This window comes from Bradyrhizobium elkanii WSM2783 (genome assembly GCF_000472865.1).
Lineage (GTDB): Bacteria > Pseudomonadota > Alphaproteobacteria > Rhizobiales > Xanthobacteraceae > Bradyrhizobium > Bradyrhizobium elkanii_A.
In genome coordinates this window covers 104,614-122,317 of sequence record NZ_AXAP01000017.1, presented here as the reverse complement: position 1 = coordinate 122,317, position 17,704 = coordinate 104,614, and the positions used below count along the sequence as shown (strand labels likewise).

14 protein-coding genes are annotated in these 17,704 nt (G+C 63.6%); 8 read left to right on the top strand and 6 right to left on the bottom strand.

Translation table 11 applies throughout. The features are described from left to right. Window positions 1-360: 360 nt before the first annotated feature. Entirely contained in the window at window positions 361-1,914 is a 1,554-nt protein-coding gene (locus YY7_RS0117550; protein WP_028164390.1) for an ABC transporter substrate-binding protein, read from the bottom strand. 176 nt (window positions 1,915-2,090) lie between these two features. Between YY7_RS0117550 and YY7_RS0117545 the strand changes: the two genes are divergently transcribed. Then, a complete protein-coding gene (locus YY7_RS0117545; protein WP_028164389.1) occupies window positions 2,091-2,990 on the top strand; it encodes an aldose 1-epimerase family protein in 900 nt (299 codons plus the stop codon). A gap of 35 nt (window positions 2,991-3,025) precedes the next feature. Here the strand turns inward: YY7_RS0117545 and YY7_RS51935 are convergent, their stop codons facing one another. Then, window positions 3,026-4,582, bottom strand: a complete 1,557-nt coding sequence (locus YY7_RS51935) for a Spy/CpxP family protein refolding chaperone (protein ID WP_245287303.1) — start codon at window positions 4,580-4,582, stop codon at window positions 3,026-3,028. A gap of 579 nt (window positions 4,583-5,161) precedes the next feature. On the opposite strand from YY7_RS51935, the gene YY7_RS51930 reads away from it, so the two are divergent. Next, window positions 5,162-6,439, top strand: coding sequence for a complex I NDUFA9 subunit family protein (locus YY7_RS51930; protein ID WP_245287302.1), 1,278 nt, complete (start codon window positions 5,162-5,164; stop codon window positions 6,437-6,439). Between the two features lie 76 nt (window positions 6,440-6,515). On the opposite strand, the gene YY7_RS51925 is transcribed toward YY7_RS51930, so the two are convergent. Beyond that, window positions 6,516-7,094, bottom strand: coding sequence for an SDR family NAD(P)-dependent oxidoreductase (locus tag YY7_RS51925; RefSeq protein WP_245287304.1), 579 nt, complete (start codon window positions 7,092-7,094; stop codon window positions 6,516-6,518). A gap of 251 nt (window positions 7,095-7,345) precedes the next feature. Then, complete coding sequence (locus YY7_RS60410) at window positions 7,346-7,576, bottom strand: hypothetical protein (RefSeq protein WP_155255220.1); 231 nt, start codon at window positions 7,574-7,576, stop codon at window positions 7,346-7,348. Between the two features lie 242 nt (window positions 7,577-7,818). Between YY7_RS60410 and YY7_RS0117525 the strand changes: the two genes are divergently transcribed. From YY7_RS0117525 to pucL, 5 genes are all read left to right on the top strand, one after another. Next, window positions 7,819-8,109: a hypothetical protein gene (locus YY7_RS0117525; protein WP_028164388.1), complete on the top strand. Its 291-nt coding sequence runs from the start codon at window positions 7,819-7,821 to the stop codon at window positions 8,107-8,109. Between the two features lie 107 nt (window positions 8,110-8,216). Next, window positions 8,217-8,630, top strand: coding sequence for a DUF3830 family protein (locus YY7_RS0117520; RefSeq protein WP_027579045.1), 414 nt, complete (start codon window positions 8,217-8,219; stop codon window positions 8,628-8,630). After that, window positions 8,630-9,565: an allantoinase PuuE gene (gene puuE / locus YY7_RS0117515; protein ID WP_028164387.1), complete on the top strand. Its 936-nt coding sequence runs from the start codon at window positions 8,630-8,632 to the stop codon at window positions 9,563-9,565. Before YY7_RS0117520 ends, puuE begins: the two co-directional genes overlap by 1 nt. A gap of 4 nt (window positions 9,566-9,569) precedes the next feature. Then, window positions 9,570-10,454, top strand: coding sequence for a 2-oxo-4-hydroxy-4-carboxy-5-ureidoimidazoline decarboxylase (gene uraD, locus YY7_RS0117510; RefSeq protein ID WP_028164386.1), 885 nt, complete (start codon window positions 9,570-9,572; stop codon window positions 10,452-10,454). 303 nt (window positions 10,455-10,757) lie between these two features. Further along, entirely contained in the window at window positions 10,758-11,600 is an 843-nt protein-coding gene (gene pucL / locus YY7_RS0117505) for a factor-independent urate hydroxylase (protein WP_028164385.1), read from the top strand. Between the two features lie 78 nt (window positions 11,601-11,678). Here the strand turns inward: pucL and YY7_RS0117500 are convergent, their stop codons facing one another. Both YY7_RS0117500 and YY7_RS0117495 read right to left on the bottom strand, forming a co-directional pair. Beyond that, window positions 11,679-14,405 (bottom strand): molybdopterin-dependent oxidoreductase, encoded by a 2,727-nt coding sequence (locus YY7_RS0117500; protein WP_028164384.1) that lies wholly within the window; start codon window positions 14,403-14,405, stop codon window positions 11,679-11,681. Further along, window positions 14,402-15,223, bottom strand: coding sequence for an FAD binding domain-containing protein (locus YY7_RS0117495; RefSeq protein ID WP_028164383.1), 822 nt, complete (start codon window positions 15,221-15,223; stop codon window positions 14,402-14,404). Before YY7_RS0117495 ends, YY7_RS0117500 begins: the two co-directional genes overlap by 4 nt. Before the next feature lie 152 nt (window positions 15,224-15,375). On the opposite strand from YY7_RS0117495, the gene YY7_RS0117490 reads away from it, so the two are divergent. Further along, window positions 15,376-16,725, top strand: coding sequence for an 8-oxoguanine deaminase (locus tag YY7_RS0117490; RefSeq protein ID WP_028164382.1), 1,350 nt, complete (start codon window positions 15,376-15,378; stop codon window positions 16,723-16,725). Window positions 16,726-17,704 lie beyond the last annotated feature (979 nt).

Genomic DNA, 17,704 nt, shown 5'->3' with positions numbered 1-17,704 from the left:
TCTTGTCCGAGAGCCGGATGCGGGAGATCTGCCTGTCCGGTTCGACGAGCGGGATGTGGAAACGGAGTCACGGCTACACCACTAAGGCACCGCCAGACGAAAGAGGCGGCAACGGATATGTGCAGCCTAAAGCCACCGCGCCACATCTCGACTCCACCATTCGCGCGAGATAGCAGCCAGCCCGGCCATGTCCGCTGTGCCGCCGAAAGCGGAAGTAAATTCGGGCCATTAGCGGCGTCGCCATAGGCTATTGCGGGTTGGCTCTTTCCCACGATCGGACAGTGTGCCTTGCCCCGCAAGCGGGAGAGGGAGCACAGTGTCCATCGCGGACGCAATTTGACATGATCTCATTCGAGATCGTTATTTTTCGATCCAGGCATCGCGGAAGCCGTCATTGACGCCGATCGCTGTCGTGATGAGGTTTTTCACCTTGCAGCGCGTGATGGTCGGAAACTGCAATTCCAGCATCCAGGCAACCGGCACGTCCTCGACCAGGATCTTCTGCGCCTTCTCGTAGATCTCCTTGCGCTTGGAGTCGGGCGTTGCGATCGCGCCTTCGGCGAACAGTTTGTCGATCTCGGGGTTCGAGTACCCCTCGACATTGTTGAACATCTGGCCTTTGGCGATGGCGCTGGAGACGTAGTTGCGGCCGACGCCGAGCGCCGGATCGCCGTACTGATAGAGATAGGTGAAGGCGATGTCGTAGTCCCAATCGCTGATCTTCTGGTTGCCGCCGGGCACGTCTGTTGCGATCATCTCGATGTTCATGCCGACGTCCTGCAGGTTCTGCTTCACGGCTTCGCCCCAGCGTTGCCAGGTCTCGCCATAGGCAAGCGGCAGCAGGCGGACCTTCTCGCCATTGTAGCCGGCTTCCTTGAGCAGCGCCTTGGCCTTGGCGGGGTTGAAGTCATATTTCGGCACGTCGTCGGTGTAGAACTTGACGGCCGAGGATGACGGGCCGGTTGCGACCTTGCCGAGCCCGTTCCAGATCACGTCCTTGGCGAAGTTGCGGTCGATCGCATACAGGATCGCCTGACGCACCTTCTTGTTCGCGGTCGGACCCTGGCGGTTGTTGAGCCACAGCCAGGCGAGCGGGCTGAAGAACTCCCAGCCGGCGCCGGTCACGCAGGTGTCCTTGAGCTTCGACAGGCGCGGCACGTCGAAATTCTCCACGGAGCCGCCGGGCAACACGTCGACCTTTCCGGTCTCATACGCCACCGAACGCGCCGCGGCGTCGGGAATGATTTGCCAATAGATCTCATCGAGATAGGGCTTGCCCTTGTCGTGGTAGTTTGGGTTCTTCACGAGGTGAATGAACGAGCCCTTCTTCCATTCCTTGAACATGAAGGGACCGGTGCCAACAGGCGCGTTGTTGTAAGCGTTGGTCTTGAAGTCGGTGCCCGCATAGAGATGCTTCGGGATCATCGGCATCGAGCCGACCTCGAAAATGCCGAGGAACGGTCCGAACGGTTCCTTGAGCGTGAACACCACGGTGAGGTCGTCGGGCGCCTCGACCTTTTCCACCTGCAACAGATTGTTGCGGGCGCGCGCATGGGTCTGTTTCAGCATGTCGATCGAGAACAGCACGTCGGCCGAGGTGAACGGCTTGCCGTCATGCCAGGTCACATCAGGCTTGAGCTTGAAGGTGTAGACCTTGGCGTCCGGGCTGACCGTCCAGCTTTCCGCGAGGCCGGGCAGCGGCTCCAGCTTCGGGCTGTAGCGCAATAACCCCTCGAAGATATTGCCTGACACCATCTGGGTCGGGCCGTTCTGGATCATCGCCAGCATCAGGCCGGGCGGCTCGGGCTGGATCACGGTGTTGATCACGCCTCCCATCCTTGGCGATTCCTGCGCCATCGCGGTACCGACGCTAGCGGTGGTAAGGAGGAAGGCAAACAACAGCCGTTTGAACATGACCTGACTTTCTTGGAACGAGCTCTGCTCGCATCGGAACAGCCGCAAATTCGCTTCCGAACAGCGGCTTTCCGGGGAGGCTCACATAACCGCGATTGTCGCGGCAAGATGAAAGTCTCGACATCGTCAGCCCAAAAAATATACAGGGATTGGCGCGCTTTCCCGCGAGGTCAGACATGAGCACGGACACCCACATCATCCGCAGCGACGCGATTACCGCGACGATCAAGGCCGCCGGCGCCGAGCTTTGTTCGCTGAAGAGTGCGGACGGGCTCGAGCTGTTGTGGCAGGCCGGGCCGGAATGGCCGCGACATGCGCCGCTGTTGTTTCCCATTGTCGGGCGGCTGAAGAACGACGAGCTGCGCCACCGGGGAAAGACCTACCCGATGACGCAACACGGTTTTGCGCGCGATCAGCGGTTTGAATGGGTCTCGCGCGAGGACGCGTCCTGCAAGCTGGTGCTCGTGGACAATGATGCGACCCGCGCCGGCTATCCCTTCGCCTTCCGCCTGGAGGTGACGTACGCGGCACGGGGCGCCGATCTGGAGGTGACGTTCGAGATCGCCAACCCCGGTGATGAGACGCTGCCGGCGTCGCTCGGCGGACACCCCGCGTTCGGCTGGCCGCTGCTTCCGGGCCTTGCGAAGCAAGCCTACACGCTGACCTTCCCGGATGACGAGCCCGCGCCGATCCGCCGGCTCGAGGGCGGTCTGATGCGGCCGGACGCGCAGCCATCCCCGGTCAAAGGCGGAACGCTCGCACTCTCCGAGGGGCTGTTCGACGATGACGCTGTGATCCTCGACCGCCTCGCGAGCACTTCGGTGCGCTATGCCGCCGATCGTGGGCCGTCGATCGAAGTTGCGTGGGACGGCTTCCGCGAACTCGGCATCTGGTCAAAGCCCGGCGGCGTGCCGTTCCTGTGCATCGAGCCGTGGCACGGCTATGCCAGCCCGGTGGATTTTGACGGTGAGTTCACAGGCAAGCCCGGCCTGATGCAGATCGCGCCCGGTGCGAGCCGATCGCTGAGCTATCGCATCCGTCTCGCTGGGTCGCGTACCCATAAACCCTCGGCGTGACGCGGACGAAGGCTACGTCCGCGAGGCGCGGAGACTTATCCTAGGCGACCCCACCGCGCGTCGTCCGCCGACGCCCGCCCGCGGACGTGTCGGCGCCCGCCAGTCTGCTGCGGACCAATCGCGTCGAAGGCCGCTTTCTGCTCGTCGGTCAGCGATCCATAGAAGTCATCCATCGCCTTGCGCACGGTCTTCACCGCTTGCAGCATCGTGTCGAGCCGCTGGCCGACGGCTATGAGGCGTGCCGGCGGCGTCAGCGCGTCCTCCGGCCGGATCTGACACGATGCCTTCAGCGTGTCCGCGGCCTGGGCAGCGGCGCCCTGAAGCGCGTCAAGATATTGGCGCTGCTGGTCGGTCGGCCTGACCGATTGCTCGATTGTGGCGGTCGGCCACTCGCTCAGCGTCGGTTGCGTCACATCGCAGGCTGGTCCAGCCGGGCTGGCTCTTGCCGCGGTCCGGCCCGGACGCTGGCGCGTAATGGAAAGTGCGTTGATCTGCGCCTTCTGCTCATCGTTCAGGAGGCCGTAGAACTTATCGAGCGGCCCTTGCACCGTCTGCACCGCGACGATCATCGCCTCGATGCGCTGCTGCATCGCAGCAAGCCGGCTTGGGGCCGTGAGCGCAACGTCGGTGGGGCAGGAGGCCTTGAGGCCTGCAGCGCCCTTTTCCGAAGCGTTGGCGAGTTCGTCGAGCGCGGCGCGCTGTGCCTCGTTCGGCTGGATTGCATTCTGGAATGCCTCGATCGGCAGCCCAGCGATCACGCGGCTATCGTCGCCGCACATTTGCGCGAGATTGGTCCGGCCGTTCGACGGCGCATAGGCATAGGTGTCGAGGTTGCCTCCGCGCCGGTTGGCATGGCCCGGCAGGTAGCCCGCATAGCCCATCAGGTCGTCGTAGCCGTAAAGGCCGAAGATGCCGGCATAGAGGTCCGGGTAGCCATACCCCCAGAACGCATCATCATAGGGATAGCCCCAGAAGGTGTAGTCATAAATGTCATAGAAAGCGAACGGCCAGAACAAGGGGCCGACCCACCCAAAACCGCCATTGCGGTGGCGCCACCACGACCAGTTGCCACCATGCCACGCCGCCGTGGCCACGCTCGCGGTGATGAACGCGCGGGTGCGCGGATCGCGTAGCGCGCCGGTGTTGTTCAGCGCCCGGTTGATCGGGCGCGCGTTCAGTGAACGCCGCACGGCGTTGGCGTTCCGCGCCACGTTGACGGGCCTCGCCCTTAGCGCCGAGGCGCCGACCGCTGCGGTTCTGTTGTGCGGCGCGAATGATCGCTGGCTGAACGAACGGCCGCCATGGAAGCTCGGCCGCGCAAACGAACGGCCTACCCGCGGGCCAAAATGAGGTCTTGCGGCGAATCCACGGCCGCCACCGAAGTGCCTTCCGCCGGTGTGGAAGCCGCCACCACGAAAGCCTCCCCCATGGAAGCCGCCGCCGTGAAAGCCACCACCGCCGTGAAAGCCACCGCCGCCGCCGTGGCCACCACCGCCTCTGGCATATGCCGCGACCGACAGGACCATCGCGCAAGCCAGCACGGCAGCGCATGCGGCGAACTTTGACCTAAATTTCAACATGGAAGTCGTCATGACCTTCCTCCCACGCAACCAAGGTTCGCTCATCGGCTCCCAACTGGTTCTATCAGCGATGCGACCGAACTGCGAACCTCCTTGATTGCGACATTGAGCGGAAAAGCGGGCCACCAACGACTGCAGCCCCTTTTTGGCCTTCGGGTCAAAATCACCACCAATGGCGATGATGCCGCCAGCCATGGTGGCGGCCCCGATACCAACCGTAGTGGTGGCCGCGACCGCCGTGATGGCCCCACCCATGCCCATGCCCATGCCCATGTCCATGGCCGCCTCTGACCTGAATCACTGCCCCATCGGCGCCGCCCAGCGTATAAGGCGTTGCCGCGGGCATAGCCGACCCCGTCGTTGGCGCGAGCCCAAAGGCACAGCAGGCAAGTCCGATCATCAGAAGCCGCTTCATTTGGTGCCTCGTCCGTCGTAGCAAAATGCTCCTGCGGATTATCAGCTCCGTTTTTGCAATGTTCACTGAACGGTGCATTCATAGACCCTTCAGAATTGTTGCGGCCGATTTGTAGAACTCGGCGGCTTCATGGGAACTTTGGGTGGCGAGCGCGGCCGCCAGAAGGAGAGTGCGCAATGCTGAAACACTTGCTCATTGAGGTCATTGGTCACGCTTCCGGTCTCAGCGATGCGCAGCTTGAGCAAATTGAACAGTCATTGCCAGCGACCAGGGCGCTGATCGATCTTTTCAACAAGGCACATCCGATCATCGAACAGGCACAAGCGCTCTATAATGAAGCGCAGCCGCTGATCGATGAAGCCAGGATCGAGTGGCAAGCGGTCGGCCCTGCAGCGCAAATATTGATTGAGGTGATCTCACATCATCTCAACAAAGGCAGTTCGCCGGCGCAGGCCGCTGAGGTGGTGCGCGCGGCGCTCGGCGGGTCAATGAAGAGCGTCGCACAGGATCGTGGGATGGGCCAGGCCATGAACCGCGTGACCGTGTTCGGGGGGACGGGCTTTGTTGGTCGTCGCGTCGTGCGCCATTTGAGCGACTCCACCGTTACAGTGCGCATAGCCTCACGGCATCCTGCGCGGACTGAAGGTGACAACGTGGAGCAGATCGTCGCCGATGCACATGACGAGCGTTCCATAGAGGCCGCAATTGCGGGTGCCGACGGCGTCATCAACGCGATCAGCCTGTACCTCGAGCATGGAGGCGACACATATCATTCGGTGCACGTCGAAGCGGCTGCCAGGATCGCTAATGCGGCACGGCGGGCCGGAACCAAACGGTTTGTGCACCTATCAGGAATAGGCGCTGACGCCGCCTCGCGCTCGCCCTATATTCGTAGTCGCGGTGAGGGTGAGGCGGCCGTGCAAGCCGCATTCCCTGGCGCAGTTGTTATCCGCCCGGCGGTCATGTTCGCACCGGACGACACCTTTCTCACCACAATTCTTGGGCTGCTTCGGACGTTGCCGGCTTATCCGCTATTCGGCGACGGCAGGACGAGGCTTCAGCCGGTGCACGTGGACGACGTCGCTGCGGCGATCGCACAAGTCCTGCGGCAACCACAAAGACCGTATCCTATCTACGAACTGGCCGGTCCGCGCATTTACTCGTACGAGGAGCTCTTGCGGACCATTGCGCGCGCCGCAGGATTGCGACCGGCGCTGGTGCGGATACCCTTTGGTTTCTGGCATGGCGTCGCCGGCCTCGCTGAAATCCTGCCGCACCCGCCGCTCACGCGCAATCAGGTTGAGCTTATGCAGATCGACACGACGGCTTCGGGCAGCCGGCCAGGATTTGCCGCGCTCGGAATTTCGCCGCGATCGCTCGAAGAACGGCTCAAAGCGATGCTCAAGCCTACAAACGAGGAAATTCAAAACGCAAAAGAGGCGCGTACCAGGTAGAGGCTAAGGGGACTTCGCTACGATCTCGATCTCGCCGTCGCAGTACCTGGTTGGCTGCCGCTCATGGGTCTACGACCTAGTTGAACGCCATGCCGCCGCTCATCGCCACGGTCTGGCCGGTCATGTAGGCGTTGCCGATCAGCATCATCACGGCCTGCGCGACTTCGTCGGCGGTGCCGAAACGGCCGAGCGGAATCCGGGCGACCAGATTTGGCTGGCCCTTCATCATGTCGGTCTCGATCAGCGAGGGCGCGACCGCGTTAACGGTGATGCCTTCCTTGACGAGGCGTGCGGCATAGCCGCGCGTCAATCCCTCGACGCCGGCCTTCGACGCATTGTAGTGCGGCCCGATCGCGCCGGCGCCGCGTGCCGCTCCCGAGGAGATGTTGACGATGCGGCCCCATTGCTTGGCGCGCATCGCCGGCAGCACCGCCTGCGTGCACAGGAACACCGATTTCAGGTTCACCGCGATGGTGGAATCGAAATCGGCTTCGGTGAGATCGTCGACCCCGCGCGTGATTGCGATGCCGGCATTGTTGACGAGGATGTCGATCGGGCCGAGCTCGGCCCTGGCGCGCTGCACGAGCTCCGCAACCGCTGCGGCCTGTGAGACGTCCGCGCCGATCGCGATCGCCTTTCCTCCCGCGGCCGTGATCTCTTTCGCCAGCGCATCCGCGTCGCCCGCGCGCTCGCGATAATTGATCGCGCAGCCGCGCCCTGGTCGGCCAGCGCGCGCACGATCGCGGCACCGATGCCGCGCGAACCTCCGGTCACGAGCGCCACATGACCGCGCAATGTCGCTGTCGTCATCATTCTCTCCCGTCTGAAGGTTGCGAGGTCATGTTACACGAAAAGGCCGACCGCGATGTCCGCGGCCGGCCTTTGTTGCGTTCAGCCTCGATCGGCTCAGCGGCCGGCGGGTGCCGACCAGCCGCCAGTGAAGACGCTCGGCGGGTAGTCGTACATCTCAGGGGACGGAGCAGACCAGGCTGCATAGGAATTGCAGGGACACGGCTGCTGGCGCACCACGACGCGGTCCGACTTCTTGTAGTGATGCCGCTGCTGCGCTGCCGCAGCGAACTGGACGGATGACGCAATAATCAAAACTGACCCAAAGATGGTGAGGAATGTCTTCATGTGGTTCTCCCGGCTTTATTACGCTTCGTCTGCGAGGCCTGTGCGGCTCGCACCTCAGCGCTAAAGAGGGAGATAGCGATGTGCGCTGACGGTTAGTACGGTTGCGCCCATCACGAAGCGGCGAGCAAATTTCTTGGTCACGGCTAAATATTCAGCAGGTATTACAGGCGGTTCGCGCTATCATGGGACTGCCGGTGCCGGTCCGGTTCAATTAGGCAAATGATTCCCAACGAGTGAGGTCGATGAAGAAGTTTTTACCAGTGCTGCTGCTGGTCGCCTGGCCAGCCTGGGCGCAGACCCAGCTGGCGCCGAAGGAGACCAAAGGTGCGACAAAAGGCGCGGTCGCCCGGGCGGACGATTGCGCTCCGATCGGCCGCACTGCGAAAGGCGAACTGGTCTACTCCTTGAAATGCGAGAACCTGCCGGCGCCGCCTGCACCGCCGCCGCAGGCCGAGGCCAAGGAGGCGCCGCCGCCCGAGCCTGAGACGCAGCGCAGCGGCCTGTTCGGCTGGTCGTACGATCGGAGAAACTAGGCCAACGCTGCCTCTGGAATGGTCCTTGCTTCCGATGCCGCGCTGCAATGCGGTAGCAAGAGGCGGTTCCCAGCTACACAACAGCAGAGATCCAAGAGAAGAGATCAATGAGCAAACTGATTGTCCATGCCGGTGACTTCAAATTCGACGCGCGCTTTGAGGAGGCGCTGGCGCCGAAGACGGTTGCAGCGTTTCGCAAGGCGATGCCGTTCGAGAGCCAGGCGATCCATGTCCGCTGGAGCGGCGAGGGGGTCTGGATGCCGCTCGGCGATCTCGACTTTGGCGTCTCCTATGAGAACCACACCAGCTATCCGGCGCCCGGCCAGATCATCCTCTATCCCGGCGGCATCAGCGAAACCGAGATCCTGCTCGCCTATGGCGGCGTGCATTTCGCAAGCAAGATGGGTCAGCTCGCCGGCAATCATTTCATCACGCTGACGTCGGGGCTCGAGAACCTCGTCACCTTCGGCAAGACCGTGCTCTGGAAGGGCGCGCAGAAGATTCGTTTCGAGGAAGTTTAGTGACCGAAGCATATCCGCGCGATCTTCGCGGCTATGGCCGCAACCCGCCCGATCCGAAATGGCCGGGCAATGCCCGCATCGCCGTGCAGTTCGTGGTGAATTTCGAAGAGGGTGGCGAGAACAACATCCTGCATGGCGACAGCGCCTCGGAAGCGTTCTTGTCGGATGTGCTCGGCGCGCAGCCCTGGCCTGGCCAGCGTCATGCCAATATCGAATCGATGTTCGAATACGGCTCGCGCGCCGGGTTCTGGCGGCTCTGGCGCATGTTCGGCGAGCGCAAATTGCCGACCACCGTGTTCGGCGTTGCGATGGCGCTGAAGCGCAATCCCGAGATCGTTGCCGCGATGAAGGAGGCGGGCTGGGACATCGCGAGCCACAGCCTCAGGTGGGTCGAGCACAAGGACATGTCGGAGAGCGAGGAGCGCGCCGAGATCGCGGAAGCGATCCGCGTGCACACCGAGGCGACGGGCGCGCGGCCGCTCGGCTGGTACACCGGGCGGTCCTCGATCAATACGCTCCGGCTCTTGATGGAGGCGGGCGGCCTCGCTTACCTCTGCGATTCCTATGCCGACGATCTCCCTTACTGGATCAAGGCGGCGGGCTTGGAGCCGCATCTGGTGATCCCGTACACCCTCGATGCCAACGACATGCGCTTCGTCAACCCGCAGGGCTTTGGCAGCGGCGATCAGTTCTTCACCTATCTGAAGGACAGTTTTGATGTGCTCTATGCCGAAGGTGAGACGTCGCCGAAGATGATGTCAATCGGCCTGCATTGCCGCCTGGTCGGCCGCCCCGGCCGCGCCGCGGCCTTGATGCGCTTCCTCGACTACATCGGAAAGCACGACCGCGTCTGGGTGCCGACCCGGCTGCAGATCGCTGAGCATTGGTACGCCCATCACAAGCAGTTCGCCGAACATGCCTTCAGCATCGGATAGGCGGATGTCGATCACAATCGCCGATCTCAACAACAAGAGCCGCGACGAATTTGTCGCAGCGCTTGCCAACATCTTCGAGCATTCGCCGTGGATCGCCGAAGAAGTGGCGTTGCTGCGGCCGTTCGCCGGCATCAACGTGTTGTTCACGGCGATGAAGGCCGCGGTGGAGCGCGCACCGGCTGAGCTACGGCTCGCGCTGATCAAGGCGCATCCCGATCTCGCCGACAAGACCCAGCGCGCCGCGGGCCTCACCGCCGAATCCGATGCAGAGCAGAACAGCGCCGGCCTCGACCGGTTGTCGGATGCCGAATATGACGCGTTCGAGCGCGTCAACAACGCCTATCGCACGAAATTCGGTTTTCCCTATATCGTCTCGGTCCGCCGCCACACCAAGGATTCGATCCTGCGCGATTTCGAGCGGCGGCTGCCGAACGACGTGCCGGCCGAGATGCAGCGATCGATCGAGGAGATCTGCCGCATCGCCGCGCTGCGGCTCGATCAGCTCGTGACGGCCGAGGATCGGCTCGCCGTACATGGCCGCCTGTCCACGCATGTGCTCGATACCCACAGCGGCAAGCCCGCAGCCGGCATCGCGGTCGAATTGATCGAGCTGTCCGATCTCGGCCCAAGCCGCGTGGTGACGCGCGCGGTGACCAACGCCGACGGCCGCACCGATCAGCCGCTGATCGGCGGCCGTCCCATACCGATTGGGAAATACGAGCTCCTGTTCAGCGTCGCCGACTATTTCGCCGGCCGCCAAGTGCCGCTCTCCGATCCGCCCTTCCTCGACCGCATCCCGCTGCGCTTTGCCGTGAGCGAGCCCGAAGGCCATCTCCACGTGCCGCTCCTGGTCACGCCCTGGAGCTATGCGACGTATCGCGGCAGTTGACGTCGCCCCTCATGGTGAGGAGCGCGCAGCGCGTCTCGAACCATGACGCCTCCGCTGTACCCGCGGCCATCCTTCGAGACGACCACTTTGCGGTCTCCTCAGGATGAGGACCTGTGTGCGTGACGACGGATACCCGACGCCGCTGCTGAAAGCCGCAGCAACAATGGCGAAGATTGTGGCAGGGGTGGCAGGTCACACCAACTCACTTTGCCGTGCCTGCAGCTTGCCCGCTGGCACAAACGTTGCTCATTATCGATCTGACAGGGCGATCGCGCCTGCAAACTTACCGGTGGAGGCTTTCACGTGCCGCTGATCAACAACCGCTACGGCAAGGGCCGCGTGCGCGTGATGCGCATTCATCGCGATGGCGGCAGGCACGAGGTCAGCCAGCTCAGCATCAAGGCGATGCTCGAGGGCGATTTCGCCCGCACCTATACGCACGCGGACAATTCCAACACAGTGTCGACCGACACCATCAAGAACGTCGTCAACGTCGTCGCCCGCGAGAACACCGGGCTCTCGGCGGAAGAATTCTGCCAGGTCCTGGCGCAGAAATATTTCGACACCTATCCGCAGGTGTCGTCGGTATCCATCACCTCGCACGAGACCAGGTGGAACAGGCTGAGCTTCGGTGGCAAGCCGCATCCGCACAGTTTCGTGCTCGACGGCAACGGCAAACCGACCGTCGAACTCACCGCAACGCGCGGCGGACCGACGGCGCTCGCCTCAGGCGTCGACGGCTTCGCCTTCATGAAGTCGACCCAGTCGGGCTGGGAGAACTACCTCAAGGATCCCTACACCACGCTTGCCGAGACCCACGACCGCATCTGCGCGACCAGCATGGTCGCCTCATGGAAATGGTCGGGCAAGCCCGCGAGCTATCCGGCGACGAACGCGAAGATCCTCGACACGCTGCTGGAGGTGTTCTCGACCACCTATAGCTGGAGCGTGCAGGACAGCCTCTACCGGATGGGCGAGGCGGCGCTCGCCACGGTGCCGGAGATTTCCGAGATCAGCATGGCCTGCCCGAACATGCATTTCATCCCGATGAATCTCTCCGCGTTCGGGCTCGACAACAACAACCAGGTGTTCCTGCCGACCGACGAGCCGCACGGCCAGATCGAGTGCACGGTAGGGCGGGGGTAGGGGTTCTCTCCCGTAGGGTGGGCAAAGCGACTCACTTGCCGCGACCCGTCCACGAGCGTCGGCGTAAGCGTGCCCACCCTACGCGGCGCCATACTTCTCATGCAGCGCCGGAAACAAACGGTCCGGCTTGAAGGGCGCGCTGGTGAAGCGGATGCCGGTGGCGTTGGCGATGGCGTTGCCGAGTGCGGCGGCGACGGGGTTGTATGGACTCTCGCTCATCGACTTGGCGCCCATCGGCCCAACCGCATCCGACGTCTCCGCAAAGAATACTTCCGTGCGCGGCACGTCGGCATAAGAGGGCAAATGATAGTCGCGGAACCTCGGATTGATCACCCGTCCGCCGTCGTCGATCACGAGCTCTTCGTAAAGTGTGGCGCCCAGCGCTTGCGCGACGCCGCCTTCGATCTGGCCGCGGCATTGCATCGGGTTGGCGACGCGGCCGGCGTCGGCCGCCTGCACGCTCTTCAAGATCCTGACTTCGCCGGTGCCCTTGTTCACGGCGACGCGAAAGCCCTGCACGTTGAAGGCGACCGAGCGCGGCGTGCCATGCGCGCTGCCGCTGGCTTCCAGCATGCTGCCACGCGCTTTCGCGGCTTTTGCGAGGTCGGCAAAGGATAGGCGCCGCTTGCCGCAGACAACCGTTTCATTGTCCAGCAGGCATGAGCCAGCGTCGCCTTCAGTCATCTCGGCCGCGAACGCCTTGATCGCGGCCGCGAGATTTTCGGCTGCATGCTGCGTCGCGCGCCCGGCGACGAAGATGCCGGCGCTGCCATAGGCGCCGGTGTCGTGGCCGCCATGCGCGGTGTCGGATTGCTTCAGGACGATGCGATCGACCGTCGTCGCCAGCGCGCTGGCCGCGATCTGGCGATGCACCGTGCTGGTGCCGTTACCGAACTCGGCGGTGCCGACCGTCAGCTCGAAGCCACCATCCTCGCGTAGCGCGATTTTGGAATCGGAGAGGTGCCCGGCCGGTGGGACGGTGTCGATCATCGTCAGCGCCATGCCGTCGCCGACCAGCCACTCCGCCGACAATCCATATCGCGGCGTGTCCGCGGCCATCGCGCGCTCGACCAGGTCGAGGCACTGATCGAGGCCATACGAGCCATAGAGCACGTCATGATATTCGGACGGCGGCGGCGACAGCATGGGATCGCCGGGCTTGACGACATTGCGGCGGCGGAAGTCGAACGGGTTGATGCCGAGCTGTTTTGCCAGTTCGTCGATCGCCGCTTCCACGGCGAACAGGCTTTGCGGCAGGCCGTAGCCGCGGAAGGCGCCGGCCGGCAGCGTGTTGGTGTAGGCGACGGCGGCGTCGACCTTCTTGTTCGGGCAGTTGTAGACGCTGATGCATTCGGCGACCGCATGGAACAGCACCGGCCCTGCATGGTTACCGTAGGCGCCGGTGTTGGAGAGCACATCGAGCTGCAGCGCGGTCAGCTTGCCGTCCTTGTCGGCGCCGGCCCTGACCGTGACGCGCATCGGATGCCGCGTCGAAGTGCCGATGAACTGCTCCTCGCGGGTGAATTCCAGCTTGACCGGGCGTCCGGTCTTGAGCGCGGCGAGCGCAAGGATGTCCTCGACGAACATCTCCTGCTTGCCGCCGAAGCCGCCGCCGACGCGTTCGCAGAACACCCTGATCTTATCGGGCGGCAGAGCGAAGATCTGCGACAGCCCGCGCCGTGTCAGGAACGGCACCTGCGTGCTGGAGCGGACATTGAGGATGCCCTCAGTGTCGATCCAGGCGAGCCCGCCATGGGTCTCCAGCGCGGCATGCTGGACGCGCTGGGTCGTGAACGTCCCCTCATAGGTGACGGCGGCCTCGGCGAGGCCCTTCGCAACGTCGCCATATTCGCCATGCGTCTCCGCGACGAGGTTGCGCGTGGGGTTGGTGATGCGATGTTCGACTGTCTTGTCGCCATGGAGGACCGGAGCCCCCGGCGCAATCGCCTGCGCTGGATCGAACACCGCGGGCAGCAGCTCGTAGTCGACCTTGAGGCAGCGGCAGCCTTCTTCCGCCGCGGCCTCGGTCTCCGCCACGACGGCGGCGACCTTCTGGCCGATGAAGCGGACGACGTCGTCGAGGACGCGGGTGTCCTCGGGGTCCATCCAGTCCTTCTCATGCCGCGCGGTCGAGAACAGAAGCTTTGGCGCATCCTCATGGGTGAGCACGGCGTGCACGCCCGGCACCGCGAGCGCCGCGCTTGCGTCGATCCTGACGATCTTCGCGTGCGGATGCGGCGAGCGCAGCAGCTTGACGTGCAGCAGGCCTTCCAACTTGGTATCGAACGTATAGCGCGCCGCTCCGCGCACCACGAGCGGTCCGGCCGGCGCCGGAAGGCTACGGCCGAAAGCCGTGCCGGCGTCCGCGTCCTCTATGTTTGTCTTGCCGTCGAGCGCGTCCTCGATCGAGCGATAGCCCGTGCAGCGGCAGATATTGCCTTTGAGCGAGGCGCCGAGGTCCTGCCGCTGCGCCTGGTTCAGCGACGCGCAGGTCAGGATCATGCCGGCGGTGCAGAAACCGCACTGGAATCCCTGCGCGTCGAGGAAGGCCTGCTGCAGCGGATGGGTGCCGCCGTCAGGCGCAAATCCCTCGATGGTGGTGACCGCATGCCCTTCGGCACGGAACGCGGGGATCAGGCAGCTATGCACCGGCTCGCCGTCGAGCAGCACGGTGCAGGCGCCGCAATCGCCGGCGTCGCAGCCTTTCTTGACGCCGAAATGCCCGAGGTCGCGCAGGAAGGTGCGCAGGCATTGTCCGACCCGCGGCGTTTCCGAGAATGTCTTGCCGTTGATGTCGAAGGTCATGGCTGCGCCCTGAGTTCAGCGCGGATCTCTTCCGCGAGCCGCAGCGTCATGTGCTTGCGCCAGATCGGTTTGCCGTGGATGTCGGTGTGATACAGATTGTCCGGGATGCGCTGCAGGATCGTCTCGCGCAATTCCTCCTGCTCCGGGATGGTGACAAAGGAAAGCCTGATCGGCCGTATCGTCGAGGCGGTCACGGTCAGCGCAAAGCCATCCTCGCTGTCGATGCTTCCGATCAGGAGCGCCGCCGAGCGGCCGACCGGCGTCAGTGAGATCTGGCGAAACGCCGACCGTCGCCGCAGCGCCGCGAGCGGAATATCGATCTGCCGCAGCAGGTCGCCGGGCCGCAGCAGGTTCTGCTGATTGCCGGTGACGAACTCCATGACGGGAGTCTTCCGCTCGCCGCCATCGGCCTGCCAGATCGTGGCGATGCCGTCGAGCGCCGACGTCAGCGAGATCATCGGGCCCGCCGGCAGCGACATGCAGATATTGCCGCCGACGGTTGCGGTCTTCCAGATCTTGAAGGAGGCGAGGAACGAACGGCAGCACTGGTTGATCAGCGGTGCGGCGATCCAGTCCGGCGGGCAGGCAAAGCCGTCGAGTTGCGCCACCGTGCAGGTGGCGGCGATGGTGAAGTCGCTGTTGCCGATCGTCAGCGCCGGCCATTTCAGGTCGGTGAGATCGATCAGCCGCCTTAAGTGCGCCTGCGGCTCCGAGAACAGCCACGTGCCGCCCGCCAGCCAAGCATCGCCTGCTGTCCAAACAGGCAGTTGCGCCCGGGATTTCGGATGGGCGACTTCCGTAATCGTGTTCAAGTCCATCGATACGCCGACGCTTTCAACAGGATGCATCCTAGCTTAAGAGTCTTGCTCACTTAAGAAGCGTTGCAAGACCGGCGCCAATCGTTGGCCACAATTGGGACGGTCCTTGCATTGAAGCCAAATGCCGGTGCTTCTCGATAGATGGTGGGATCATGGACCAAACGCAGCCGACCTGGATCAAGGATCCGCTATCCATCTTAGCCGAAGGCGCCGAACGCGGCGTCGTGGTTCAGGGTGGCAAGATCGTCGAATTGGTCGGCCGCGGCAAGGAGCCGACCGCCATTTCGCCGCTGGTGTTCGACGCAGGCGAACACGTTGTCCTGCCGGGATTGATCAATACTCATCATCACTTCTACCAGACGCTCACGAGGGCACTTCCGGCCGCACTCGATCGCGAGCTGTTCCCCTGGCTCAAGGCGCTTTATCCGGTGTGGGCGAAGCTGACGCCGGAATCGCTTCAGCTCGGTGTTACCGTTGCAATGTCGGAACTGCTGCTGTCGGGCTGCACCACGACGACCGATCACCACTATGTGTTTCCCGCCGGGCTCGAGGAAGCCGTCGATATCGAGGTGGCCGTCGCAAAACGGCTCGGCTTGCGCGTGCTGCTGACGCGCGGCTCGATGAATCTGTCGGTGCGCGACGGCGGCCTGCCGCCCGATAGCGTCGTGCAGGATGAGGATATTATTCTGGCCGACAGCGCGCGCGTGGTCGCAAAGCATCACGAACGCGGCGAGGATGCGATGGTGCAGATCGCGCTCGCGCCATGCTCGCCGTTCTCGGTGACGACCTCGCTAATGCAGAAGACCGCAGAGCTCGCCGACAAGCTCGATGTGCGCCTGCACACTCATCTCGCCGAGACCGAGGACGAGAACCGGTTCTGTGAACAGATGCATCGCTGCCGGCCGCTCGATTATCTCGAGCAATGCGGCTGGCTCAATAGGCGCACCTGGCTCGCACACGGCATCCACTTCAACGCCGGCGAAATGAAGCGACTGAGCAAGGCGGGGACCAGCATCAGCCATTGCGCCTGCAGCAATCAGGTGCTGGCGTCAGGCTGCTGCCCGGTCTGCGAGATGGAGGAGGCCGGCGTCGGAATTGGCCTTGGCGTCGACGGCTCGGCTTCCAACGACGGCTCCAATCTGATGCAGGAGGTGCGCGCGGCCTTCCTGGTGCAGCGGGCGCGCTATGGTGTCGATCGCGTCAGCCACAAGGACGCGCTGCGCTGGGCCACCAAAGGCTCCGCCGCCTGCGTCGGCCGTCCTGAGCTTGGTGAGATCGCCGTCGGCAAGGCCGCCGATCTCGCTCTGTTCAAGCTCGACGAACTCCGCTTCTCCGGCCATGGCGACCCGCTCGCCGCGCTGGTGCTGTGCGGCGCACACCGCGCCGACCGCGTGATGGTCGGTGGCAACTGGGCTGTGATCGACGGCGCCATCCCCGGTCTCGATGTCACCGACCTGATCCGCCGCCACACCGCCGCCGCCCACGCGATGCAGGCGGGTTGAGATCGCAGCCGGCTCTCTCCGTCATTCCGGGGCGCGCGAAGCTCGTCCTTCGGACGCCCCGGAATGACAGGGGGACGCATTCGCGCAATCCTCTCCTCCGTCATGGCCGGGCTTGGCCCGGCCATCCACGTCTCTCCCGTGCACGGAGGCAAAGGACGTGGATGCCCGGGACATCTGCGAAGACACGCTTCGCGCTTTTGCCAGGCATGACGGCGTCATATCATTCGTGCGATTTTCCTTAAGCCAATCAATGTGATTTGCCCCGTCCAGCCCTCGCGCGAAAAACATTCCGCTTTCGCCGTCGGGCAAATCAGTGATTTAACTCCGCGCGTCTCACCCGAGAGAGGGGCGGCTCGCGATCGTCACGAACGTTGCGGTGAGATGCGGTGGACGCGGGTGCTGCGACAGACGAACGCAGCTATCCGTGGACGGCGAAGTCGTGTGGTCCTGGCGCCCCGACGCTGGCGCTAAGCTCGCGAGCAGCAAGAGCTGCCGCGGGTGACGGTGGCAAAAAAGCCCGGTCACCGGGGAGAGCGCGAAGGAAACCGTTAAAACCACTGCGCAGGGAAGGCCGGAATGCTTCGGTTGAACCTGTGGTCCTACCCCCGTGCTTTTTGTTGCACGGGACCCACGGGTGCAACCAGCACCCGGCTTTCCCTGCGCCCTCTGATCTCGAGGAGGGTGGAACAAGACGCAAAGCTCGGGCGTAACGCGCCGCGAGAATGCGGACTCACATCCGCCGTTTGAATCCGACGCAGGATGGGTAGAGCGAAGCGAAACCCATCATTGGTGCCGCTTGCTCCATCGCGACGGGTTTCGGTTCGCTCTACCCATCCTACGCGGCCGCTGTTTGAAATTTGAATCAGATCTATCCCCATCGTCCCGGGACACATAACCACAGGCCTTGTTGTGTGCTCCGCTACAACTGCTTGCTCTTGCCACAACACCTCCCTGTGGTTATGGGCCCCGCGTTTCGCGG

Bases quoted from the DNA above. Each gene is read 5' to 3' on its own strand.
- YY7_RS0117550 (WP_028164390.1), bottom strand. From the start codon at position 1,914: ATGTTCAAACGGCTGTTGTTTGCCTTCCTCCTTACCACCGCTAGCGTC.
- YY7_RS0117545 (WP_028164389.1), top strand. From the start codon at position 2,091: ATGAGCACGGACACCCACATCATCCGCAGCGACGCGATTACCGCGACG.
- YY7_RS51935 (WP_245287303.1), bottom strand. From the start codon at position 4,582: ATGACGACTTCCATGTTGAAATTTAGGTCAAAGTTCGCCGCATGCGCT.
- YY7_RS51930 (WP_245287302.1), top strand. From the start codon at position 5,162: ATGCTGAAACACTTGCTCATTGAGGTCATTGGTCACGCTTCCGGTCTC.
- YY7_RS60410 (WP_155255220.1), bottom strand. From the start codon at position 7,576: ATGAAGACATTCCTCACCATCTTTGGGTCAGTTTTGATTATTGCGTCA.
- YY7_RS0117525 (WP_028164388.1), top strand. From the start codon at position 7,819: ATGAAGAAGTTTTTACCAGTGCTGCTGCTGGTCGCCTGGCCAGCCTGG.
- YY7_RS0117520 (WP_027579045.1), top strand. From the start codon at position 8,217: ATGAGCAAACTGATTGTCCATGCCGGTGACTTCAAATTCGACGCGCGC.
- uraD (WP_028164386.1), top strand. From the start codon at position 9,570: ATGTCGATCACAATCGCCGATCTCAACAACAAGAGCCGCGACGAATTT.
- YY7_RS0117500 (WP_028164384.1), bottom strand. From the start codon at position 14,405: ATGACCTTCGACATCAACGGCAAGACATTCTCGGAAACGCCGCGGGTC.
- YY7_RS0117495 (WP_028164383.1), bottom strand. From the start codon at position 15,223: ATGGACTTGAACACGATTACGGAAGTCGCCCATCCGAAATCCCGGGCG.
- YY7_RS0117490 (WP_028164382.1), top strand. From the start codon at position 15,376: ATGGACCAAACGCAGCCGACCTGGATCAAGGATCCGCTATCCATCTTA.